This is a genomic window from Tenacibaculum salmonis, assembly GCF_041053065.1.
GTDB classification, from domain to species: Bacteria; Bacteroidota; Bacteroidia; order Flavobacteriales; family Flavobacteriaceae; genus Polaribacter; species Polaribacter pacificus_A.
This window is the reverse complement of sequence record NZ_JBFCVV010000001.1, coordinates 2,661,904-2,683,119: the sequence shown is the minus strand read 5'-3', so window position 1 is coordinate 2,683,119 and position 21,216 is coordinate 2,661,904. Positions and strand designations below refer to the sequence as shown.

The window sequence follows — 21,216 nt, the reverse complement described above, 5'->3', positions numbered from 1 at the left end:
ATGGCAAGATTAACAGCACAAGAAAGCGATAGAAAAAAGAGTGAAGGAAAACAATTATATGTTGCTGGATTTGCCTTAAGTAATATTTCTAGTATTATTAATATTGGTTTAAAAACATTAGGAAACTGGCGTAAAGAAAATAAATGGGATGAAGAAAAAGAGCTTAATTCAATAAAACCTTCATCTATCCGTAGGTTAACTTTAAAACAAGCCTTAGCTATTGAAAAAGGTGAACCGCTACCTTACAAAACAAACGATATTATTAATACTGTTGCTGCTTTTGACAGAATTACTGATAGTAAAAAAATAGCTGTCTATTCAATGGAAAGTATAGATAACTTTAGCAACTTTATGTTAGAACTAGCGGCAACTGCTAAACCTAAAAAAAGAGAAGAAATTATTGAACTAACCAAAAATATACGCCCATACTTTGATCAGTTTATAACTAAATTGATACAAGATGACTAAAACAGAACTTAAATTAGTCAAGCAAAAATATGATGACCTTTCTAAATATATTTCAAAAGTATCTGCAAATAATTTAATTAAAGAAACTACTCAAGAACAAGAAAGGCGAATTAAACACCTTTTAAAACCTGAAAATTATATTGAGTTTTTTGATTTTTATTTTGGTGTTAATTCTGGGCAAGATTTTGCTGATGCTCCTAGCTCTTGGTTTCATCAAGAAAGCTATGAACAAATATTTCATAACCCCAAAATAATACAACAACGCCGTTGGTTTAGAGGTGCGGCAAAATCTATTCACACCAATGTTGGTAATACCGCTCACTTAAAAGAAAATAATGAATTAAAATTCGGAGTTTTATTAGGTAGAAATGAAGATTTAGCAAAAAAACTATTATCTAATTTACAAGTTCAATTAGATAATAATGAAAAATATATTAAAGATTTTGGCACACAAAAAAGCTATGGTAATTGGGCTGATGGTGTTTTTGAAACTACTGATGGAACCTACTTTAAAGCTATCGGTTTAAACCAATCTATACGTGGTTTAAATCATAACGGACGTAGACCTGACTTCGCTTCTATGGATGATTTAGAAGACCGAAAAGCCGCTAAAAATATTGAGTTAACAAAAGAAAATGTACGTAAACTAACTGGTGATTTAGGTAAGGCAGGACAACGTGGTCGATTTCGTAGAATAATGCCTAACAACTTAATTGTTAAAAATGGAATTATTGAAGGCTTTGCTGAAAAATATAAAAAATCTAACAACTTCTTTATATCAACCATTAATTTATGTGATAACGATTTTAATCCTACTTGGCATGAACGTTATGACAGAGATGAATGTATTGAAATAGTAAATGATGATGATTACCATACAAGCCAACGAGAAGATTTTAACAATCCTATTGAAGAAGGTAAAAGAATTAAAGAAGAGTGGATAAAATTCAAAAGCACTCATGGAAATAAAATACACAGCGGTTTAATTGAATGGTGGGATTTATCTTATACTGATGATGGCGATTATAAAGCTGGTGGAATACTATCTCTTGAAAATGGTAAAGCACATGTATTAGAAATTTTTAATCGTCAATGTAATAGAGCTGAAGCAATGGCTACTCATTATAAGTGGCAACAAAAATATAATGCAAAAGGAATGGCTATTATTTCTTTTTACGATGCAACAGCCTCTCAAAAATCTGTTTACGAACCTGAATGGCTTATTGCTAGTGAAGAAAATAATACCGTAGATATACCTTTTCCTGATCATGCTTCAGGTGATAAACATGAAAATATTGATGCTGTATTGGTAAGTGCTTTTTTTAGAGGTTTAATCACTTTTGATGATAAATTAAGGGATACAACAGATATGGATAAAGCACTAGATCATATACTGGCTTTTGAAAAAAAATGTAAAACACCTGATGATATTTTAGACGTACTTATGAACTGTATTCGTAAAGGACGCTCATTATTTGGGTATTCTCAAAAAGAAGAAAATAACATAAGCCCGCACATTGGCAGACGAAAAACACGAAGAAGAATATGACACCTAGCAAAGAAATATTTATTGAAGTTCAAAAAGCATTAAAATCAATTACAAAATTAGAACTCATTGATTTAGATCGCAAACAATTTCAAAAAGGCAAAGAAAATTATCCTGGTTGTTTTACAGCAGTACTTATTAAAATGCCTAGCATACAATATCAGAATATGACAGAACAAATAAAAGAAGGAACTACAACCTTAGAAATTATTTTGTACTGTAAAGATGGTTGGATGGAGCAACATCAAAACACAGGTGATCCTAATAACGGATTATCTGAAATTGAAATTATAGATGATATTGTTAAAGTATTAGAAGCACTTTCAGGAAACAGTTTTACAAAACTAACTCAAATTTCTGAAGAAGAAAATGAAATAAGTGATGATGAATTAATGAGTTACAGAATTAGTTTTACTTCAAAAATATATAAAACTGTAAATAAAAAACACGCATTAAAAAAACTAAGTATTAAACAACTATAAAATGGCTTTTTTTAACTAAAGAGGAACTTAAAACCAAAACAACTACTGAAGTAATTAACTTAATTACCAATAGTGATGATAATACTGTTAATGAAATTATAGATGAAAATATTGCCATAATAAAAAGCTACTTATTTAAACAATATGATGTAGATGCTATTTTTAATGCATTAGGTGCTGAGCAATCTAAGGTAATTAAAAAGCATTTAAAAAGTCTTGTACTACCTGATATTTATGATATACGAGGCAAAGAAATTACTGCTACTGCAGAAAAACGATACAATGAGGCAATGCGTTGGCTTGAGTTAATAAGTAAAGGAACTATTGAAGCTGATTTACCTTCAAAAAGAATTGATACTAATGAAGATGGAATAATTGATAGTAATCAACCTTTTATGAGATTAGGCAGCAATAAATCTTATAAAAACCATTATTAATGGCTGACCTAAAAGACTTACAAAAACTCCTTTTAAAAACAGCCGTTGAAATGCCTGATATTGCTATTAAAGTTGTTAAAGTTGAAGGGTTAAAATTTATAAAACACAACTTTAAAAACGAGGGATTTAATACTGGATCTGGTATAAAAAAATGGGAGAAAAGAAAAACACTTGATAAAAGTGGAAGAAATATTACTCGATATAGAACAAATAGAATAGGTAAACCAGGCAGACCGAATAAATATGGTAGAAGTATTACAGGAAGAGCCATTCTTGTTGGTCATAAAACAGCTGGAGATAAATTAACCAATTCTTTTATAGCAGTTAAAAAAAGTAAACATACTGTAGCTTTTAGAACTTATAAAAAATATGGGCAACAACATAATGAAGGATTAAACGGTATGCCTAAACGTCAATTTATAGGACCTTCTAAATATTTGGATAAAGAAATATTAAAAAAACTAAAACGGGAACACGATAAACGTCTAAAATAATGAGTCAGAATGCAAAAATAAAATCGATACAAAATATTACCAAATTTTCAGGTAACGCTATTAAAAAAGCAAGCTTGAGCAGTAAAGACACTAACAATGTTAAAAAAGTTACTGATTTAATGGTAGATATTGTTAAGAGACAACGCTTGTTATGGCGCAAAGAAATTACCGATTGGCAAACAGCTCGTTATGCTCGTTACTCTGTAGATTATCCTAAAAACTACTTAATGCAAGAACTTTATGAGGATATTATGCTTGATGGACACTTAACAGGTATTACTGAAAATCGTACTTTAAGAACAACTAATAAAGGCTACGTTTTTACAATTAATGGTATTAAAGATGATGCTTTATCTTTACTTATTAGTGGTAAACAATGGTTTGAAGACACCCTACAATATGCACATGAATCTACTTACTATGGAGGCTCATTACTTTGGGTTAGTGATTTTACTAAAGGAAATATTAATAAGGTAGAACTTATACCTAAAGGACAAATAATACCCGAAAAAAGAGCGCTTCTATACGATATTACTTCAGATAGAGGAATTGATTTTACCGATATTAAAGACGTGCTATGGTATAGTCAATTTTATAACCCTGTTGGATTATTAGAAAAAGCTGCCGTTTATACTATTTTAAAAAGACACTCTTGGGGTTCGTGGGATGAATTTGAAGAATTATTTGGCGTTCCAATTAGAATTGCTAAAATTGCTTCAAGTAGTACGACTGTAAAAAATGAAGTAGCTGGTTGGCTAGAAGAAATGGGGTCTGCTCCTTATGGTGTATTTCCATTAGGTACTGATGTTGAAATTATAGAAAATACTAAAAGTGATTCGTTTCAAGTTTTTTTTAAAAAAATTGAGGCATTAGATAAAGAGTTATCTAAATTAATATTACACCAAACTATGACTACTGAAAATGGGAGCTCAAAAGCCCAAGGTTCTGTTCATGAAAATACTTTAGGTGAAGTTGTGCATTCTGATGAAAAAAAAATGATTTCATTTTTAAACGATGTTGTAGTACCTGCTATGCGAATGCTTGGCTATAATATTCCAGATAATGCACGTATTAATGTAGAAAAAACCACTAACCCAAGTCAGCAAATACTTATAGATAAAGAATTTATAAGTGGTGGTTATATTTTAAATCAGAAGTATATTCAAGAAACATATGGTACTGAAATAGCTGAAATGCCTACCCATAAAGAAACTAAAAAACCTACGAATCAGGGAAAGGAATAAGCCTACTTAAATTAGCGTACCGTTCTCATTGCTGTACTCCAGAAAAAGAAACTATTACGCTTTCTAAGAATATAAATTTAAGTAGGCTAGTAAACAAGTATTTACGAACCTTGTTTGATGAACGAGTAGTACCTATTGAGTTACAACATAAACTCATTAATTATTACTATAATAATTTAGGTAAAGCTATTAATATTGGGTACAGTAATAACTTAGAACACTTTGATACTGTTTTATCAGAAAATCTACATACTAATATTTTAGAATTTTCTGCCTTTAAAGAAGCTTCCTTTAGAAATTCATTAACTGAATTAATTACGAATAATAAAAATTTACCAACTTGGTCAGAGTTTAAAAAAAAAGCGCTTGAAACCTCTAAATTATATAATGTTAATTGGTTAAATTCAGAATATCATCAAACAGTTGCAACCGCTAATATGGCTGGAAAATGGCAGTCTTTTCAAACAACAAAAGAATTATACCCTAATTTAAAATACATAACTGTTGGTGATAAAAAAGTTAGAGATAAACATAAAAAGTGGGATGGATTTATAGCTCCTATAAGCCACCCTATTTGGAAAAAACTTTTACCTCCAAATGACTGGGGATGCAGATGTGATATTATCCCTACAGATGAAAATCCTACAGATGGTTATACTAATTTTATTCCAAAAGTTAAAGAAGAATTTGCAAACAACCCTGCTATTTCTGGTAAAGTATTTACTAAAAGTTCATACGAAACAAGTTTAAGTAAAGACTTAAAAAAAGAAGCTAAAACAAATATTTCTGAATATATTAGAAATAGTAATAATATTATAAAAAGCAAACATAAAAAATTAAATATTGAACTAGGATCTGATAACAATGATTTAAAAAGAAACTATGAGGTTGCGGCTGCTTTAGTAAACGATTTAGATATTAATATTTTAATAAAAAAACATGACAATACAATAGGCGTTAAAAACCCTGAATACTTAATTAATAATAAGTATTTAGGCGACAGAAAATCTATTAAAGGTTATGATGGTATTATATGGCAAATAGACTCAAGCAAAAAGCAAATGATGCACATATCTGTAAACCCTAATAAATTACCTTACTATATTATATGGGATTTAGATTTAATTGAAAACTTAGAAATTGAAAAAGTAATACAAAACCTAAAGAAAAAAATAACTAAAGAGAGAGGTAGAAATATAAAAGGAATGCTTTTTTACTATAAAAATAAAGTTTTTGAACTAAGTAGAGAAGAAATTGTTGCTAGAGATTTCACCAAAATAAAAAACTTTTAAAAATTCAAAAGCCTACTATAAATAGTAGGCTTTTGTTCTTGAGCGAACTTGGTGTTTAAACCGCATTTGCATTTTAAATATTATTTAAACGGTATTTAATAAGCATAAATACCTTCTCCTTTTATAATTGCTTCTACAGTACGTTTTGATAAAAAAACTTCTTCAGCAACATCCTTTAAAATGGCATCTACACGCCATTTAGGATTATTCTTAGATTTCTTATCAAAAAGACTTCTAATTTTATTATTTCTATTTGTAAAACGCTCTTCTTTAGATGACATACTACAAAAGTAAGATACTTTTTCATAAAAACAAATTATTTTTTGCCTTGTTCCAGTAACCAAACTGCATCATCATAAATTTTATCATCATTTGGCATTTTATAAAAACCATAAGTAGGAATATTACTAATAACTAAATCAGTAAAATAAGGAAAGGTTATATCTTTCTTCTTAAACGCTGATAAATCTAAAGTATCTCGATACACAAAAAAATAACTTGTATTATTAGGGTTTGACCATCTTTTTACTTTTTGTAAAACATCTTCTTTAGTTGCTCCTTTTTTTATCTGTAAAACCCAATACCAATTATTTTGGTACTTCAAAGATACAACCTCATCTACCTTAGAGCTACAACCAACAAGTGTTACAAGTATAAATAACAATAATATTTTTTTCATAATACAAATTTTTACTGTAAATATAAAAAAAGCCACTCATGTGAGTAGCTTTTTTTATATTTTTATCTTATTATGTAACAATAATTTATACCTAATATCAATTATTGTTCAGCATTAAAAAACACTTTATAATACTTCATCTTTTTAGTTTCATCATATCCTAGCTCTAAATATTCAGAAGCAGCATCTGGGGCATCAATATCAATTTTTATCTGAATATTAGTATCTAGTTTAATTTCAGATTTAAACTTGCTTTTTTCCTTTTTTAGTACGGCTTCTGATACTTCAAAATTGTTACGAATTAAAACATCGTTTAGCTTTTCAAAATGTTTTTTGTAGTCTTCAAACATTTCTTGGTGTTTTTCATCTTCAAAAACTTCTTCTTTAAAATTATGATAATCTACATTTTCTTGCTCTTTAAAATAATCAACTGTGTTGGCTAAAAACTTACTTTGTTCTTGTTTACCAAATTCAGGTTTTATAATTTCTTCAGAAAAATCTTTACACATTTCTAAATAATTTTGGGTGTGTAAATTACCATCATTTGCAAACTGCACATTTAAGAAGTTTTTAATCCAGTACTGTGCATCGTAATTATTGTTATCTACGGATAATACCACCGTTCCTTCAGTATCGGTTGTATTTAAAATTAAACAACCTTTGTCTAGTTTTTTTGTTGATATTCCTTTTTGAACAACCACATCAAAACTTTCTTCTTCTTTATAGGTTTGAAAAAAATCAACTTTACTTTCTATTTTAAAAACACCAACCGCATTGGTTAAAATATTTTTATATTCGATATTTTCAAAATATACAACCAATACATCGCCCGTTTTTATTTGAGCTGAATTTGATTGTTCAAATAAATGATTTACAATATTTATTGAATTTTCAATAAATACATCTTCATCATCAAAAATAGCATCGGTGTATTTATTAACTTCATTTAAACGAACATCGGCTTGATGTCTAAATCGGTAACTTTGTGTAACCGTTTGAAAAGACTTTAATAAAAAAGGCATTAATAATTCATAGCTTTCTTCATCAAAACGAACTAATTCTTCAGAAAATGAATTTTGACCACTGTTAAATTTATTTGCTACTTTATGAATAATACATTTACTAATTTCGGCACGGGTTCTTTTTATCATTTTGTTTTTTTTTTATAATTTAGTTGGCATTAAAATACTAGCCTTTAACAAAGGCTCTTACTAATTTAATAAGTCCATTTAGTAAGTAAGAAAAAACTATTTCTAAGATTATTACAAAACCAATAAACCTCCAAAAGTCTCCTAAAACGTATTGTAGTATTTCTAACATAATTTTATTCTTTTTTTAAATTATCACATTCTTAAATTAATCAAAATTTAAAAGCGGTTTAAATTGCTTTTAAACACTATTTAATTATTTTTCTTTTGAGCTTTAATAAATGCACAAAAGGTTTTCTTTTCGGGCATCGTTCCCAGTCAAAAATTAAATCTTCTAATATTTGCTTATCTGCATTTACTGTTATTGCGCTGATGTGTGCTTTAACATTGGCTAGCTTAATTTCTTTCGCTTTTTTTGCGGCAAGTAGCTTATAGCTGTGTGCAACTTTACTGGCATCAACATTTGAGTTTTGAATATTCTGCCTATTTTTTGTATCGTTTTCTCTAACAATTGCTTTTTCTTCAAAATACTGCGGAAGCCAATCGCCAAAAATAATATTGGCATCAATTCCTTTTTTTGCGACACCGTATTCACCTTTTCTGGCTTTTTTAAAAAAGATAACCACATCTATTAATGTTTCATTTTCAAAACGCTCTAAACTATCGGAAATTAATATATCTCTTTGCAAATTTGAAAGTTTGGTAGTAAAGGTAAAAGCATCTAAAAATCGAGTTACCAAAACGGACATAAATGTATATGCTAAAACACCGTTATCACCTCTAAAAACTTCTTTTAAAATTGGATATTTTAATGTTTGCTTAATAGTTAAACCACGCTCTACATTTAATAAATAACCTGAATCTGCTACCATTTTTTTAGCCAAACTTAAAACTTCTTGCGGTTTCACTTGTTGCAACGCTAATTGGGTTTGCGGTACTACTATTTTGTTCTCTAATTTCTTTAATGATGACATTTAATCGGGAATTTATATATTTTAAATCGGTGTTTTTTTGATGGAATTCATTAACATCTTTCCATTTTGATAAAATCAGTTTCCAAAGGTTTAAAGTGGCAATTTCATCGTCTGTATTTATACTTTTTAAATACGTGATAATTTGTTTTAATGCGTTTCCGTCTGCTCCTGTAAATTTTGGAGCTATCCCTAAATAATCTTCATAAAAAAGCGTCCATTCTTCTACAAATTGAGTGTACAGGCTCTTTTGTTTTACTTCTTTCACATCTAAACTGTAAGAAACTTTGCCCGTGTATTCGGCTTGTTTATTTGGAATTTCCTTTTCATAAGCGGGTAAAATTGCCCCTAAATGAAGTATTACAAACTCATCAAATTTCCCTGATAAATAGGCGATTCTTAAAAACCGCCCATTTCGATAGGTTACCTTCAATGTCATTTTTGATTTAACCACATTGATTAGATAGTTTTTTGTCATACTTTTTTTATTAAAGAATACTCTAAACTATTAATATGATTATTTACCGCCTTTTGTAACCGTACATCTTCAATTGGTGGTTGAGCTATCCATTGTCCGTTTCCATCTTTATAAATCCGATGGTCTTCAACAGAAAATTCAGTAGCTAGTAAAGATTTAAATATATAGCTCATAATTATTTGTATGTAAGTTTTATAATATTTTTAAATACATGTAGTATTTTTTCCCATTCTTCTTTTTCCCATTGTTTTAAAGGCTTATTTACTGGACTTTTTGGCGATTTTAAAAAATTACTCAAACGTTCAATATCTGGAACCTCTCCATGGCGTTCATTTTGTACTGTCCATTGTGCTTGATACAAATAACTCCATAGTAATTTACGTTCACTTGTAAATTTACTCTTATCAAAAAAAGCCCAATTTGCAGTGCTTTTTTTACCTGTGTTTAAAAAATAAATTAAATCATCTGCTTCAATAACGGTTAACTCTTTTATAGAGTCAACTTGTCTTTCTAAATGAGTAGATATAAAATCTAACCTATCATCTCTATCTAATTTTTTTTTACTAAGAATTGTTTGTATTTTTTTTATTTGTAATTTTTGAATTTCCATTATCTTAATACTTCGGTTCTACCATCAACTTTTATCCACTTTTTACCTAATGCTAATTGTGCCATTTCTTGTGCCTTAGCTTTTTCCAAAACCTTTTGTGCCTTATCTCTTTGACCAATTGGATTTGATTCTAAATAAGTTTTATTATCTTTTTCTAACGTTTCTTTAGTTTCTTTTTTCATCTTATTATATTTTGTTCCCTTGGCAAGACTCGAACTTGCAACCTTTAAATAAACTTTAACGCTCTAACCAATTGAGCTACAAGAGATATGTTTTTAATTAAAAAAATTAGGTGGAGGCTTTACGTCTGAAACAAAAACACCTAAAAAAATACCAATTCCTAAACCTATTATAAAAGACATCATATTAAAGAGATGAAAATTGAATTACTACATCTTTCCAGCCTCCTGTTTTTAACTGTTTAAAAGCTCTACAGTATAAAGCTGTTCCGTTTACGGTTAAACAATTTTGAAGTCTGTCTAATTCCTCTATTAAATCATCATAACCTAATTCGGTTGCTTTCTTTTTCGCTCTGGTCAATAATTTAGGGTCGTAATCACCTGCATTATTTTTCATCAAAAAACTTTCAAAAAAAGAATACATTCCTTTATTACGTGTTTCAAAGCGTTTTTTCATAATATCCTGAATTGCATCTATATGAACTGCTGCTTCATCAGTAAACTCAAATTTATCTCTACGTTCTGCCGTAATTTTATAAATTCCATGTTTTATAGATATTTGCTTTTGTTCTTTAGCTTCTTTTCCTTGTACTTCGTACATTTCATTCCAAATTTTATTAGCCTCTGTAATAGTGTATTCTTTTAGCTGTGTCAACTCATTATGGTAACTTTCAAAGCGTTTTACGGTTGATTCTAAAAAATCTTTTTTGCGTTTTTCATGTGCTGTTTCTTTTGCTTTTTGTTCTTTTAAAGCTTCTTTATCTCTACGTTCTAATTCTGCTTTTAAATCTGCTTGAGATAAGGTTGATAAGTCTACTGCCATTTTTCTATTTCTATTGTTGTTAAATTATATTCATCCATTTGTGATAGCTTAGCTACGTAGTAGGACCTTTTTTGTGTTTTAGCACGGTATAAATGATGTTGTTTATGATGATTTTCTATCCATTCTTTTAACTCGGTTACTTCATCTTCTAAGCATTTTACTGTTACTGATGCCATATTTAGTTATAGTTAAAATTTTGTTTTTGTATTACATTTGGCTCTTTTATTTTAAACTGATGCATTAGAACTGATGGGTATATGTCAAACACTTTTGAAATAATTTTACTAAATAACAAGTAACGTTCTTTACTTGTAATACCTTTTTTATTCAGATAAGGTTTTACATCAATACGGTACTGAATAATTAGCTTTCTAATTTCTATACGAAACCAATTATTAATTTGTTTATTAACTATTAATTTTTGTGTTGTTAAAAAACAGCCGTTACTATACAGTTCTGCCCAATTAAACAGCACTTGAAAAATCAAATTATCAAACTGCTCTGGCGTATAGCCTATAATTTTGTGTATTGGTTTCATAAGTAATTTTTATTTTATTTTTCCGTGATAAACTGCCGCCCTTTCTGCATTTACTATATATGGTACTCCCCCACCGTTTAACCTCTTTTTTGGAACACCTCTAAAGCCTTCAACTGGTACTTGAATATCTACATCATACCAAACATCTTTTGCTAATGCTCCTTTTGCCTCATTACCATCTTGATGACTTATAAAAATGATACCCTTTTTAGGATAAAACTCATTTTTAAAATCAAAATACTCTTGCTTAGTTGCTCTTAAATATTGTAACGAATCTATAATGACAAAATCAGGTGAACGTTGTTTCCGTAATCTATCGGTTAACTCTGGTAATTGTTCTTTATCTAAAATGGTAAACTTATTAGCAACCTGCTCCATATTATTACGTTCCATAGCCATTTGTAACGTATGGCTAAATCCCTGCTCTATACTATTGTAAGCTACTTTTCCAAAATTTGTTAAGTATTTACTTAACTGTATAGCTAATTCGGTTTTTCCACTTCCTGAAGGTCCCATAATTATCATACTAAACTGACGACATGGTTGCCCGAAGCTAGTTTGCCATTTTCCTTCAAAATCAAGCAAATCAAACTTTTTACTTAATAACTGTTTTACGTTGTATGCCTTTTTTGCCATTTATCTATTATTCATATTTTTTTTAATTCGAGATATAGACATATCTGAAGTATTATAATCTGATGCTATTCTTTTTAATGTTTCTCCTTTTTTAAGACGTTTTTCAATAACTGGTACATCTTCTTTTTTAATTTTACTACGAGTACCTCTTGCTTTTTTCTTTGCCTCTGGATTTGTACCACATGGAGCCCAAAACAAATTTGTATAATGAAAACCATTTGCTTTTATCTTTCGAGTAGCATACCAACGTGGATTATCTGCCATACCATGCCATGCCTCACAAATCAATTTTGCTACACTATATGTTTTTCTATTAAAATATACATATAGCATGTCCGATTTTCGTATCTTTCTGTTTAACGTGTTTACCTCTAACAATTCACCACAGTATAATACTTGGGTTCCGTCTTCATTAACTTTTAATCCTTCTATTTCTGGATGATATTTATATGCCATTCTCTAACTTGTAAATTCGTATCAATTCGGCAGCAATTCTTAAATCGCCATTTGATTTCTTTTGAATAATTTTAATTATTGATTTTTCCTGTACTCCTTGCCCTTGACACATTAAGCCTACATCAGCAGCACTAGTTTGTTCAAATTCTATAAAAGTTCCAAAACGTGATAAAAGCTCTTCGTAACCTTTACGCCTATTTCTAAAACCATCTTCTAATCTTTTTTTGAAATAATAAGTTGATAGTAATACAATACTGCACTTCCATTTAAGCTCATTATAAAAGGTTATCAAGAAGTACATTAATCGGTCTCCTAACTTATCTACTTCATCAAATATTAACTCAGGAGGAGTATCATAGTTTTGAATTCCATTAATAATTTCTTCCATCATTTGCGGAATTCTATTATGAGGATTACGAATACCCATTTTTAAAAGTATTTCTTGCAAAAAACGTTTTTCATCCCAATAAGAGGCACATTCAATTCTGATTACATCGGCATTTTCTGAGGCATATTTTTTAGTAATTTCAGATTTTCCTGACCCAGCTATTGCTAATATGGTTACTACAGATTGTTGCTTTTTAACCTTATCTAATGTTTCTAATAAAAAAGCAGCGTTCGAAGTATTTACAAACTGCCAGTTTTGAGAGTTATATCCTATCTGGTTTCCTATTTTACGGAACATATCGTCTGTATAAGGCTCCCAATTACCATTCATTAAATGCGAAATAACTGCTGGTGAAACACCTTTTAAAGAATGTGCTGCCTTATTTTGTGAGCCTTTGTTCTTGATGTAAATAGCTAATAAATCAACTATTTTTTGTTTTTCTTTTTGTTGCATTTTGTAAATTATTTTTTGTTTGTTATTCTATCAAATAGTGAATTACTATCACTCTCTAAATTTTCTTCTTTGGTTGCAAATGCTGCTCTTTTGGCGTTAAACTCTGTATTATTAGCCACCCAATTGTTTTGTTCATCAATTAAAGCTTCTCTGCTAATACCTGTGCGCTCAACTATTTCTAAATAAGCATTCCAATCATGTGCTTTTACTTTTGCCCTTACCTCAATATCTTTTAACATTTTTTTATGTTCTCCTGGTTGTTTTAAAACATTTACCTCTATGTGTTTACGTTTCTTTTCAGCATAGGCAACAAAAATCTTTTCATTATTTTCATTTAAGCGATATAATGAAACATAGCTATCTAAATATTCAGGATCATAACTAACAATTAAATCCTGCTGTACATATTTCAATTGAAAATCAATATCCACATTATCATCAGCATCATATACCTCAAATAAGTAATCAGTTCCAGCTACTGTTAAAGGCATACCGTGTGCGTAATATCTTTTAGGTTTTGTTTCATTTATCCAAAACATTGAAACTCTATCTAAAGTGTCTACTTTTTGAGTAAGCTTGCTTTCAGTATTAAAAAACTCGTTACGTGTTTTTGTTGTTTTCTTAGAGCGTGGTTTATTATTCCATTCAGCAACCATTAATTCCCAGTGTTTCTGTAACTCTTCAAAAGTTGGTAATGCTCCTTTATTTTCGTGAACAAAATCTAAATTAGCTTTAGACCTACTTTGTTTAGATTTGATAGACTGCCCATCAGAAAACCATCGTTTCATAATCACTTGTTGTTGTAATCGGTTAAACATTTGCTCTATAGGTGCACCTGTTTTTCTACCTACTTTATGGTGATAATGATTACCTCCTTTAGCTATTACCTTACTATACAACTCTTGCATTCGTTTAGATTTATGAGCAGATTGTGCATCATAAGTAAATAAATGTGGTTTTGCTCCTGCTTCATCAACAGCCATACGTAATGTTATAAAGTGATCAACATGGTTTTCCGTCATACTAAAACTGTAACCTATAATCTTTTCACTATACACATCTACACATACATTAATTTTACAAACAGCTGCTATTTTTGATGTTGTATCCCAATAATGTACTGCATCTAACTTAGTACCATCAATTGCCCAATGTGCATTTGGAAATAACCTATCCTTATCTTTGCTTAAAGTATGTGCGTATTTTTTATTATAAGCTTCAGTTCCTTCACTTGCCAATGTCCAAATTCTAACATTTTCTGGCTTTGTTAAATAATTATGAATAGCTCCTTCAGATAAATAAGACCATCCTTTTTCTAAACGAGCTTCATTGTAAATTTCCTTTAACTCGTAGTAAGAATAATTTATTGGCAAACACTTATATGCCATTAACCAGTCGGCAATTTCATCAGTAATAACCTTAGAGTGGTTATTACAATAATTATCGTGAATTAAGCCTTCTAATCCTTTTTTTGGATAACGCTTATTTACTTTATTTAAAATACATGCTTCATATTTAGCTCGTAAAGCTCTTGGATTGGTTGGAACATCAAAAGGATATCGCTTTCTAATATCTTTATCTAAGTTTTGTATTGATTTTGCTAATCTGCTCCATAATTCTCCTTTATTTATTTTAGGATTTACGGTTGTTACTTTTTCATGAACTATTTTAATTGCATTAAATACAATTGCATTTGCCGTATATTCATTAACGGCACTATCATTTACTTCTGATAAAAAACGACCATCTTCTAACTCATAATTCGCAAAAAAAGCTGAAGCATTTACATCATGTTTTAAATAAGGAGCAAAAGCAATATTTTTACTTTCTTCATATGGGTCAATACCTAAATCATGTTCAATAACATTACGGAACCGCTGTGGTAAACTCTCATAGATATATAAAGCATAATTTCCTAAACCTCTTGCTGAACGTGCTTTTTTTACTTTACCTTTATGAGTAAGAAATTTCAAATTAGATATAGAAATAATTCCTTCTTTATCAAGCCAATGTGCTTGTACACATAAAGTATTTCCATAATATTCGAACATAATTATATATTTAAGTTTGCGGCTTTTTCTTCAAGTTGCCTTTTAGCATTCTCTTTTATAGTTTCGGCTTCTTTTTCCAATCTCTTATACTCTTTAATTAAAACATCAGGCATTGTACCAACACGGTCGCCACGTAAAGCTGCTTTTATATAACTTGTGGAATAATCATATCTTTTTGCTAAGATGCCAAGTACATCCTGATTATAATTGATTCTTTTTTTTGTAGATTCGCTCATTGTCTTTTTTGTGATTTTGTACGCCACAAATATATTCACATTATTTGAATAAAAACAAACAATTAGTTCACTTTTTTTGAATAAAAAATTAAAACAATGGATAAATCACTGATTCTAAACAGTATAAAGAAACATTTAAACATAAGATTTGATAAAGATTTTGCTAATTTCTTAGAGATAAAGCCTACTGCATTAGCTATGTGGCATAAAAGAAACACGTATGATATCGAATCAATATTCACTAAATGTGATTTTTTAAATCCTGTATGGCTAATAACAGGACAAGGTAAAATGCTTCAAAAAGAAGTTGACACTTTTCAAGAACCTTCATCTGAATATCAGAACTTCATATCTAAAACAGATAGAGTTGAGAGTAATCAAATGATTCCACTTTATGATTTAGATGCTGTTGCAGGTGTAATACCCGTAATTCTTGACATGAATAATCAAAAACCTATAGATCATATTTATATACCTAATGCACCTAAATGTGATGGAGCTATGTATGCTACTGGAGATAGTATGTACCCATTACTAAAAAGTGGAGATATTTTAGCTTTTAAAACTATAACAGATTTTACTAATGATGTTTTTTTCGGAGAAATGTATATTTTATTTATAGAAGTAGCTGGAGATTTGTTTAGAACAGTAAAATTTGTACACAAAGGAGAAGAAAAAAATCACTTTAAACTAGTCAGCCAAAATAAACATCATCAGGATAAAGATATTCACATATCTAAAATACGTGCTATGGCACAAGTAAAAGCATCTATAAGAATACATTAACCCAAAAAACACTAAAAGTACAAGTATAAAAGCCTTTACTTTAAGTAGAAACACGTATAAAAAACATAAAAACCTAACAAACAATAAGTTACAAATAAATCTATTGTTTTTTTAATATCATACCCCCATAAACTCACTACTTTTTTAATGTATTTAATACCTTTTTTTAATATAAAACTAACAAACTAAGTAATAATTTACGCTATTTATCTAACCCCTAACCTAACTGCAAACCTAACTGCAAACCTTGTTTTAACCATTTTACTGACATCAACATAAAGGTTAGCATTTAAGCCTAAAAAAGCATTTAAACACCTATTTAAAAGGCACTAAATATCGTTTAAAGCCTTATTAATAGTAGCTTTAAGCTTATTTTACGTAAAAATGGTAGATTATGTTTAAAAGAGGGTAGTTAAATAAAAATAGAATGGTAATTAAAATGTAGTAATCGGTAGTTATTTGTACTTTTTAAACTATTTAGCACAACCATGTAAAACAGGCTTAAACCCTATTAAACAAAGGCTTTAAAGTCTTTTTTTGTTTTTTTGTTATTGTACTTTTTGTTTTATGGGGTGTAATTAGTTGCTCGAAATACGCAACAAATAATATACAAAAACGTTGTAGGTAATGGAAAAAATCACTGAATACTTTAACATATCTCGCGGAAATTGGTATTTTCAATTATTAATTATAATCTTATTATATTTAATAATTAATTGGATTGTTGGAAAATTTATTAAAAAAGGAATTTCAAAAATTATCGTAACTGCTGCTTCTTCAGTCATTCTAACACCAATAATTTATTCATTCTTTGTTATAATTTTCTTTTCATTTATCTTTTATGAATATCATCCTGAATTAAAATTTAACTCAATTCAGTGGACTGAAAACAAAAATGACCGTCATCACATGAGAAAAGACCTAATTGAAAGTGAATTACTAATTGGAAAAACCAAAAATGAGGTTGTTAGAATTCTTGGAAAACCTGAAAATAATTTCAAAGTATATTTGGACACTTTAAAAAACTGGAATTATTCTATGGGGAGCCAAGGTCATGGAATGGGTTGGAAATTTCATTATCTTGATTTATACTTTAAAAATGGAAAAATAGATTCTATTAAAAACACAGAATTTATTGATTAGAAAAAGCACAACCTACAACACCGTATATAATTTATTGCTAGTACTAGCCTACTTACGAAAATCCTTAGGGGATTTTCTATTCCGTTTTTATTTACTAAATTTAGTGCGTTAAAAACGCAACAAACCATATACATAAAACGTTGTATTTAATGGCGGAATTGAACTTTACTGAAATAGGTTGACTAAAAATTCATCAATTATTGATAGTCACTTATGAAATTACAAAAACAACCCTGGCGAAAAAAAACGTACGAAAAAGTAACATTAGAACTCAAGTTATTCATCGTTGACCAAATTCAAAATGGTCAAATATCTACAAACTTTGCCTCCAAAAAATATGATGTTCCTAGAACTACTATTTCATATTGGATTAGAAAATATAGTACCTTAGCTCAACAAAATAATGGTATGAGTAAATTAGATGAAATTAAAAAACTAAAAGAACGAATTGAAGAACTGGAGTTTGTAAAAGACTTTCAGCAAGATATTATTGCCGATATGGAAATCATTACTGGAGTCGATATGTCAAAAAAGTCGTTGCCCGAAACATTAGCAAAAGAGATAGAAATAAAGAAAAAAAACATTTTAAAAGAAAATGGTTCTATCAGTGTTTTGGGATTAGTAAACAAGCATTCTACAAAAGAATTAAAAAGCAAGAAAACAAACAGTTAAATGATGAAAAATTAATTAAAATGGTGCAACAATATCGTAAAACTGTAGGTTCTAAAACTGGAGGAATTAAACTGTACACCGAATTGAAAAACGATATGGTTAATCAGAATATTAACATCGGTAGAGATAAGTTTTATCGATTTTTAAGGCTTCATAACTTACTTATTCCTAAAAGAAAAAACTATGTAACAACAACAAATTCAAAACATCTTTTTAGAAAATATAAAAACATTGTAAAACACCACGTTCCTACTAGACCAGAGCAACTTTGGGTAGCTGATATTACATACATCAAAACTGAAAATGGACACAACTACTTAGCAATCGTTACCGATGCATACTCAAAGAAAATTATGGGATATAAAATCGATAACCACATGAAGACATCACTTTGTACCGATGCGCTCGCTATGGCGCTATTAAAAATAGAGAATACCCTCATGAAAAACTTATCCATCATTCTGACAGAGGATTCCAATATTGTAATCCTAAATACACTGAGTTTGCTGAAAGTAATGGAATTATCATGAGTATGACCGAAAAATATGATCCATACGAAAATGCTATTGCTGAAAGAATTAATAGAACTTTAAAGTATGAATATGCTTTAAAAGATATAATTAAAAACACAGCTACTGCTGAAGAAATCACAAAACAAGCGGTAGATATATACAATAATTTAAGAACACATTTTAGCCTAAATTTAAGAAAACCTGCGGAAGTACATTTAAATCCGAATATAAAATATAAATCATATCGAAAAAATAATGTAAATTTACCCGAACTAACTATTTAAAAACAAATATAGTTCAAATTATTTTTTGCATTATAAAACAACTAAAAAAAAGTTTGAACGATATAAATTAACCTAAAAAAAGGTCAACCTATATCAGTATAATACAAATTTCAGCCTGAAATTCCTAATTAGTGATTTTTATTTTCTAGAAATTAATATTGAATAATATTACTGGAAAAATTGAAAATGACTGCTACTCTATTTTTAGAAAGTAAATCCTAAAAAAGAGAAAAAAACAGAATTAAACTCTGAAAAGTGAAGCGTGAATAAATCTGTGGAAATTAATTAAAGTGGAGTTTTAAGCAGAAACATGAAAAAAGAAAAAAGTTAACGCTGAAAATAAAGCATGAATTAATTAAGGCGAAGTTTTAAGCAGAAACGTAAAAAAAGAAAGAGAAATAAAACGGAAAAATTGAAAATTAAGAAATGAGAAATATAGTTAGAAAATCACTAATTACAACAACATATATAATTTATTGCTAGTGATTATCTACTTACGAAAATCCTTAGGGATTTTCTATTCCGTTTTTATTTACTAAATTAGTTGCTTCAAACACGCAACAAACCATATATAAAAACGTTGCTAAAAACTCGGAAAAATAAAATGCTGAAAACCAATATTACGGAATTAAAAACGTAGAATTATAATTTTGCTCAATTGAGTATTTTAAAAATTATTGAAAAATCCGAAGTTTATAAAATTGAAAATAAATATTGCGGAATTAAAACGTGAAATAAAATTTTACTCAAATTTAATAATTTAGAAAATATTGAAAAATTAAAAGTTTATAAAACTGAAAATAAATATTGCGGAATTTAAAACGTGAAATAAAGTTTTACTCAAATTGAATAGTTTAGAAAATATTGAAAAATTAGAAGTTTATAAAACTGAAAATAAATATCGCGGAATTTAAAAATGTAGAATTATAATTTTACTCAAATTTAATAATTTAGAAAATATTGAAAAATTAGAAGTTTATAAAAACTGAAAATAAATATGGTGGAGTTTAAAAAAATTGAATTAAAGTTTTCGTAAAATTGAATATTATAGTAAAAAATCAAACGAAAAATCGCATTTAGCAACAACATATATAATTCATTGCTCATTTATTTTCCTGCGGAAAATACTCGCAAACGTAGATGTTTGAGTTTTTTAAACTATATTAGTAACTTCAAAAACGCAACAAACCATATATAAAACCGTTGTAATTAATGGCGGAATTTCAGCCTGAAATTCCTAATTAGTGATTTATCTTTTCTAGAAATTAATATTGAATAATATTACGCTGGAAAAATTGAAAATGACTGCTACTCTATTTTTAGAAAGTAAATCCTAAAAAAGAGAAAAAACAGAATTAAACTCTGAAAAGTAAAGCGTGAATAAATCTATGGAAATTAATTAAAGTGGAGTTTGAAGCAGAAACGTGAAAAAAAGGCAGAAATTAACGCTGAAAATAAAGCGTGAATTAATTAAGGCGGAGTTTTAAGTAGAAACGTAAAAAGAGAAATAAAACGGAAAAATTGAAAATTAAGAAATGAGAAATTTAGTTAGAAAATCACTAATTACAACAACATATATAATTTATTGCTAGTGCTTATCTACTTACGAAAATCCTTAGGGGATTTTCTATTTCGTTTTTATTTAATATATTTAGAACTTGAAACACGCAACAAACCATATATAAAACCGTTGCAAGTAATGGCGGAATTTCAGCCTGAAATTCCTAATTAGTGATTTATCTTTTCTAGAAATTAATATTGAAAAATATTACGCTGGAAAAATTGAAAATGACTTCTACTCTATTTTTAGAAAATAAACCCTAAAAAAGAAAAAAAACAGAATTGAACGCTGAAAAATGAATCGTGAATAAATAGGCGGAAATTAATTATGGTGGAGTTTTAAGCTGAAACGTGAAAAAAGCAGAATTTAACGCTAAAAATAAATCGTGAATAAATAGGCGGAAATTAATTAAGGCGGAGTTTTAAGCTGAAACGTAAAAAAAAAGAGAAATAAAACGGAAAAATTTAAAATTAAGAAATGAGAAATTTAGTTAGAAAATCACTACTTGCAACAACATATATAATTTATTGCTAGTGCTAACCTACTTACGAAAATCCTTAGGGGATTTTCTATTCCGTTTTTATTTACTAAATTAGTTGCTTCAAACACGCAACAAACCATATATAAAACCGTTGTGCGTAATGCAAAA

General features: G+C 28.8%; 28 protein-coding genes and 1 tRNA gene. 12 read left to right on the top strand and 17 right to left on the bottom strand.

The genetic code is table 11. From position 1 onward, the window contains the following. The 7 genes from AB0T67_RS11895 (at position 1) to AB0T67_RS11865 (ending at position 5,963) form a co-directional block, all read left to right on the top strand. A complete protein-coding gene (locus AB0T67_RS11895) occupies positions 1-468 on the top strand; it encodes a hypothetical protein (RefSeq protein ID WP_369220459.1) in 468 nt (155 codons plus the stop codon). Continuing rightward, entirely contained in the window at positions 461-2,017 is a 1,557-nt protein-coding gene (locus AB0T67_RS11890; protein WP_369220458.1) for a hypothetical protein, read from the top strand. The genes AB0T67_RS11895 and AB0T67_RS11890 overlap by 8 nt, the downstream gene beginning before the upstream one ends. Continuing rightward, entirely contained in the window at positions 2,014-2,496 is a 483-nt protein-coding gene (locus tag AB0T67_RS11885; RefSeq protein ID WP_369220457.1) for a hypothetical protein, read from the top strand. The genes AB0T67_RS11890 and AB0T67_RS11885 overlap by 4 nt, the downstream gene beginning before the upstream one ends. Beyond that, positions 2,493-2,933, top strand: coding sequence for a phage protein Gp36 family protein (locus AB0T67_RS11880; RefSeq protein ID WP_369220515.1), 441 nt, complete (start codon positions 2,493-2,495; stop codon positions 2,931-2,933). The genes AB0T67_RS11885 and AB0T67_RS11880 overlap by 4 nt, the downstream gene beginning before the upstream one ends. Continuing rightward, the gene (locus AB0T67_RS11875; RefSeq protein ID WP_271230336.1) at positions 2,933-3,427 is read left to right on the top strand and encodes a phage morphogenesis protein; all 495 of its coding nucleotides are present in this window, start codon (positions 2,933-2,935) and stop codon (positions 3,425-3,427) included. Before AB0T67_RS11880 ends, AB0T67_RS11875 begins: the two co-directional genes overlap by 1 nt. Then, on the top strand, positions 3,427-4,671 hold the full coding sequence (locus AB0T67_RS11870; RefSeq protein WP_369220456.1) for a phage portal protein family protein: 1,245 nt from the start codon (positions 3,427-3,429) through the stop codon (positions 4,669-4,671). Before AB0T67_RS11875 ends, AB0T67_RS11870 begins: the two co-directional genes overlap by 1 nt. Before the next feature lie 110 nt (positions 4,672-4,781). Continuing rightward, positions 4,782-5,963, top strand: a complete 1,182-nt coding sequence (locus AB0T67_RS11865; protein WP_369220455.1) for a phage head morphogenesis protein — start codon at positions 4,782-4,784, stop codon at positions 5,961-5,963. A gap of 95 nt (positions 5,964-6,058) precedes the next feature. On the opposite strand, the gene AB0T67_RS11860 is transcribed toward AB0T67_RS11865, so the two are convergent. From AB0T67_RS11860 to AB0T67_RS11780, 17 genes are all read right to left on the bottom strand, one after another. Then, positions 6,059-6,244 carry a hypothetical protein gene (locus tag AB0T67_RS11860; protein ID WP_271230340.1) on the bottom strand — a complete coding sequence of 62 codons (186 nt, stop codon included), beginning with the start codon at positions 6,242-6,244 and terminating at the stop codon, positions 6,059-6,061. A gap of 35 nt (positions 6,245-6,279) precedes the next feature. Continuing rightward, positions 6,280-6,642 carry a hypothetical protein gene (locus tag AB0T67_RS11855; protein ID WP_271230341.1) on the bottom strand — a complete coding sequence of 121 codons (363 nt, stop codon included), beginning with the start codon at positions 6,640-6,642 and terminating at the stop codon, positions 6,280-6,282. Positions 6,643-6,743: 101 nt separating this feature from the next. Further along, positions 6,744-7,793, bottom strand: coding sequence for a nucleoid-associated protein (locus AB0T67_RS11850; RefSeq protein WP_369220454.1), 1,050 nt, complete (start codon positions 7,791-7,793; stop codon positions 6,744-6,746). A gap of 245 nt (positions 7,794-8,038) precedes the next feature. Further along, positions 8,039-8,764: a hypothetical protein gene (locus AB0T67_RS11845; protein WP_369220453.1), complete on the bottom strand. Its 726-nt coding sequence runs from the start codon at positions 8,762-8,764 to the stop codon at positions 8,039-8,041. Continuing rightward, entirely contained in the window at positions 8,667-9,200 is a 534-nt protein-coding gene (locus AB0T67_RS11840; RefSeq protein WP_369220452.1) for a hypothetical protein, read from the bottom strand. Before AB0T67_RS11840 ends, AB0T67_RS11845 begins: the two co-directional genes overlap by 98 nt. A 35-nt stretch (positions 9,201-9,235) precedes the next feature. Next, positions 9,236-9,412 (bottom strand): hypothetical protein, encoded by a 177-nt coding sequence (locus AB0T67_RS11835; protein WP_271230345.1) that lies wholly within the window; start codon positions 9,410-9,412, stop codon positions 9,236-9,238. 2 nt (positions 9,413-9,414) lie between these two features. Next, positions 9,415-9,849: a hypothetical protein gene (locus AB0T67_RS11830; RefSeq protein WP_369220451.1), complete on the bottom strand. Its 435-nt coding sequence runs from the start codon at positions 9,847-9,849 to the stop codon at positions 9,415-9,417. Next, positions 9,849-10,031 carry a hypothetical protein gene (locus AB0T67_RS11825; protein ID WP_271230347.1) on the bottom strand — a complete coding sequence of 61 codons (183 nt, stop codon included), beginning with the start codon at positions 10,029-10,031 and terminating at the stop codon, positions 9,849-9,851. Before AB0T67_RS11825 ends, AB0T67_RS11830 begins: the two co-directional genes overlap by 1 nt. A 14-nt stretch (positions 10,032-10,045) precedes the next feature. Continuing rightward, positions 10,046-10,117: transfer RNA gene (locus tag AB0T67_RS11820), tRNA-Lys, on the bottom strand. Positions 10,118-10,215: 98 nt separating this feature from the next. Continuing rightward, the gene (locus tag AB0T67_RS11815) at positions 10,216-10,851 is read right to left on the bottom strand and encodes a hypothetical protein (RefSeq protein ID WP_369220450.1); all 636 of its coding nucleotides are present in this window, start codon (positions 10,849-10,851) and stop codon (positions 10,216-10,218) included. Next, positions 10,842-11,027, bottom strand: coding sequence for a hypothetical protein (locus tag AB0T67_RS11810; protein WP_369220449.1), 186 nt, complete (start codon positions 11,025-11,027; stop codon positions 10,842-10,844). The genes AB0T67_RS11815 and AB0T67_RS11810 overlap by 10 nt, the downstream gene beginning before the upstream one ends. Before the next feature lie 2 nt (positions 11,028-11,029). Then, positions 11,030-11,389: a hypothetical protein gene (locus AB0T67_RS11805; protein ID WP_369220448.1), complete on the bottom strand. Its 360-nt coding sequence runs from the start codon at positions 11,387-11,389 to the stop codon at positions 11,030-11,032. 9 nt (positions 11,390-11,398) lie between these two features. Continuing rightward, entirely contained in the window at positions 11,399-12,025 is a 627-nt protein-coding gene (locus AB0T67_RS11800; RefSeq protein ID WP_271230351.1) for an ATP-binding protein, read from the bottom strand. After that, positions 12,026-12,481, bottom strand: coding sequence for a hypothetical protein (locus AB0T67_RS11795; RefSeq protein ID WP_369220447.1), 456 nt, complete (start codon positions 12,479-12,481; stop codon positions 12,026-12,028). Further along, entirely contained in the window at positions 12,471-13,322 is an 852-nt protein-coding gene (locus tag AB0T67_RS11790; RefSeq protein ID WP_369220446.1) for an AAA family ATPase, read from the bottom strand. The genes AB0T67_RS11795 and AB0T67_RS11790 overlap by 11 nt, the downstream gene beginning before the upstream one ends. An 8-nt stretch (positions 13,323-13,330) precedes the next feature. Beyond that, positions 13,331-15,373 (bottom strand): hypothetical protein, encoded by a 2,043-nt coding sequence (locus AB0T67_RS11785; RefSeq protein WP_369220445.1) that lies wholly within the window; start codon positions 15,371-15,373, stop codon positions 13,331-13,333. 2 nt (positions 15,374-15,375) lie between these two features. Then, complete coding sequence (locus AB0T67_RS11780) at positions 15,376-15,609, bottom strand: hypothetical protein (RefSeq protein WP_271230355.1); 234 nt, start codon at positions 15,607-15,609, stop codon at positions 15,376-15,378. A gap of 96 nt (positions 15,610-15,705) precedes the next feature. On the opposite strand from AB0T67_RS11780, the gene AB0T67_RS11775 reads away from it, so the two are divergent. From AB0T67_RS11775 to AB0T67_RS11755, 5 genes are all read left to right on the top strand, one after another. After that, a complete protein-coding gene (locus AB0T67_RS11775) occupies positions 15,706-16,395 on the top strand; it encodes a S24 family peptidase (RefSeq protein WP_369220444.1) in 690 nt (229 codons plus the stop codon). Between the two features lie 627 nt (positions 16,396-17,022). Then, a complete protein-coding gene (locus AB0T67_RS11770; protein ID WP_369220443.1) occupies positions 17,023-17,538 on the top strand; it encodes a hypothetical protein in 516 nt (171 codons plus the stop codon). Between the two features lie 213 nt (positions 17,539-17,751). Beyond that, entirely contained in the window at positions 17,752-18,210 is a 459-nt protein-coding gene (locus AB0T67_RS11765) for a transposase (RefSeq protein WP_369220442.1), read from the top strand. 20 nt (positions 18,211-18,230) lie between these two features. Continuing rightward, positions 18,231-18,740 carry a DDE-type integrase/transposase/recombinase gene (locus AB0T67_RS11760; protein WP_369220441.1) on the top strand — a complete coding sequence of 170 codons (510 nt, stop codon included), beginning with the start codon at positions 18,231-18,233 and terminating at the stop codon, positions 18,738-18,740. Continuing rightward, a complete protein-coding gene (locus tag AB0T67_RS11755; RefSeq protein ID WP_369220440.1) occupies positions 18,737-19,006 on the top strand; it encodes an integrase core domain-containing protein in 270 nt (89 codons plus the stop codon). The genes AB0T67_RS11760 and AB0T67_RS11755 overlap by 4 nt, the downstream gene beginning before the upstream one ends. Positions 19,007-21,216: the final 2,210 nt, after the last annotated feature.

What these genes read in the sequence shown, in the direction of transcription:
- AB0T67_RS11795 (WP_369220447.1), bottom strand. Translation starts at nt 12,481, where the DNA reads ATGGCATATAAATATCATCCAGAAATAGAAGGATTAAAAGTTAATGAA.
- AB0T67_RS11770 (WP_369220443.1), top strand. Translation starts at nt 17,023, where the DNA reads ATGGAAAAAATCACTGAATACTTTAACATATCTCGCGGAAATTGGTAT.
- AB0T67_RS11760 (WP_369220441.1), top strand. Translation starts at nt 18,231, where the DNA reads ATGGTGCAACAATATCGTAAAACTGTAGGTTCTAAAACTGGAGGAATT.
- AB0T67_RS11830 (WP_369220451.1), bottom strand. Translation starts at nt 9,849, where the DNA reads ATGGAAATTCAAAAATTACAAATAAAAAAAATACAAACAATTCTTAGT.
- AB0T67_RS11890 (WP_369220458.1), top strand. Translation starts at nt 461, where the DNA reads ATGACTAAAACAGAACTTAAATTAGTCAAGCAAAAATATGATGACCTT.
- AB0T67_RS11815 (WP_369220450.1), bottom strand. Translation starts at nt 10,851, where the DNA reads ATGGCAGTAGACTTATCAACCTTATCTCAAGCAGATTTAAAAGCAGAA.
- AB0T67_RS11860 (WP_271230340.1), bottom strand. Translation starts at nt 6,244, where the DNA reads ATGTCATCTAAAGAAGAGCGTTTTACAAATAGAAATAATAAAATTAGA.
- AB0T67_RS11810 (WP_369220449.1), bottom strand. Translation starts at nt 11,027, where the DNA reads ATGGCATCAGTAACAGTAAAATGCTTAGAAGATGAAGTAACCGAGTTA.
- AB0T67_RS11785 (WP_369220445.1), bottom strand. Translation starts at nt 15,373, where the DNA reads ATGTTCGAATATTATGGAAATACTTTATGTGTACAAGCACATTGGCTT.
- AB0T67_RS11845 (WP_369220453.1), bottom strand. Translation starts at nt 8,764, where the DNA reads ATGTCATCATTAAAGAAATTAGAGAACAAAATAGTAGTACCGCAAACC.
- AB0T67_RS11870 (WP_369220456.1), top strand. Translation starts at nt 3,427, where the DNA reads ATGAGTCAGAATGCAAAAATAAAATCGATACAAAATATTACCAAATTT.
- AB0T67_RS11755 (WP_369220440.1), top strand. Translation starts at nt 18,737, where the DNA reads ATGAGTATGACCGAAAAATATGATCCATACGAAAATGCTATTGCTGAA.
- AB0T67_RS11885 (WP_369220457.1), top strand. Translation starts at nt 2,014, where the DNA reads ATGACACCTAGCAAAGAAATATTTATTGAAGTTCAAAAAGCATTAAAA.
- AB0T67_RS11895 (WP_369220459.1), top strand. Translation starts at nt 1, where the DNA reads ATGGCAAGATTAACAGCACAAGAAAGCGATAGAAAAAAGAGTGAAGGA.
- AB0T67_RS11825 (WP_271230347.1), bottom strand. Translation starts at nt 10,031, where the DNA reads ATGAAAAAAGAAACTAAAGAAACGTTAGAAAAAGATAATAAAACTTAT.
- AB0T67_RS11855 (WP_271230341.1), bottom strand. Translation starts at nt 6,642, where the DNA reads ATGAAAAAAATATTATTGTTATTTATACTTGTAACACTTGTTGGTTGT.
- AB0T67_RS11835 (WP_271230345.1), bottom strand. Translation starts at nt 9,412, where the DNA reads ATGAGCTATATATTTAAATCTTTACTAGCTACTGAATTTTCTGTTGAA.
- AB0T67_RS11775 (WP_369220444.1), top strand. Translation starts at nt 15,706, where the DNA reads ATGGATAAATCACTGATTCTAAACAGTATAAAGAAACATTTAAACATA.
- AB0T67_RS11850 (WP_369220454.1), bottom strand. Translation starts at nt 7,793, where the DNA reads ATGATAAAAAGAACCCGTGCCGAAATTAGTAAATGTATTATTCATAAA.
- AB0T67_RS11780 (WP_271230355.1), bottom strand. Translation starts at nt 15,609, where the DNA reads ATGAGCGAATCTACAAAAAAAAGAATCAATTATAATCAGGATGTACTT.
- AB0T67_RS11765 (WP_369220442.1), top strand. Translation starts at nt 17,752, where the DNA reads ATGAAATTACAAAAACAACCCTGGCGAAAAAAAACGTACGAAAAAGTA.
- AB0T67_RS11875 (WP_271230336.1), top strand. Translation starts at nt 2,933, where the DNA reads ATGGCTGACCTAAAAGACTTACAAAAACTCCTTTTAAAAACAGCCGTT.
- AB0T67_RS11790 (WP_369220446.1), bottom strand. Translation starts at nt 13,322, where the DNA reads ATGCAACAAAAAGAAAAACAAAAAATAGTTGATTTATTAGCTATTTAC.
- AB0T67_RS11800 (WP_271230351.1), bottom strand. Translation starts at nt 12,025, where the DNA reads ATGGCAAAAAAGGCATACAACGTAAAACAGTTATTAAGTAAAAAGTTT.
- AB0T67_RS11805 (WP_369220448.1), bottom strand. Translation starts at nt 11,389, where the DNA reads ATGAAACCAATACACAAAATTATAGGCTATACGCCAGAGCAGTTTGAT.
- AB0T67_RS11840 (WP_369220452.1), bottom strand. Translation starts at nt 9,200, where the DNA reads ATGACATTGAAGGTAACCTATCGAAATGGGCGGTTTTTAAGAATCGCC.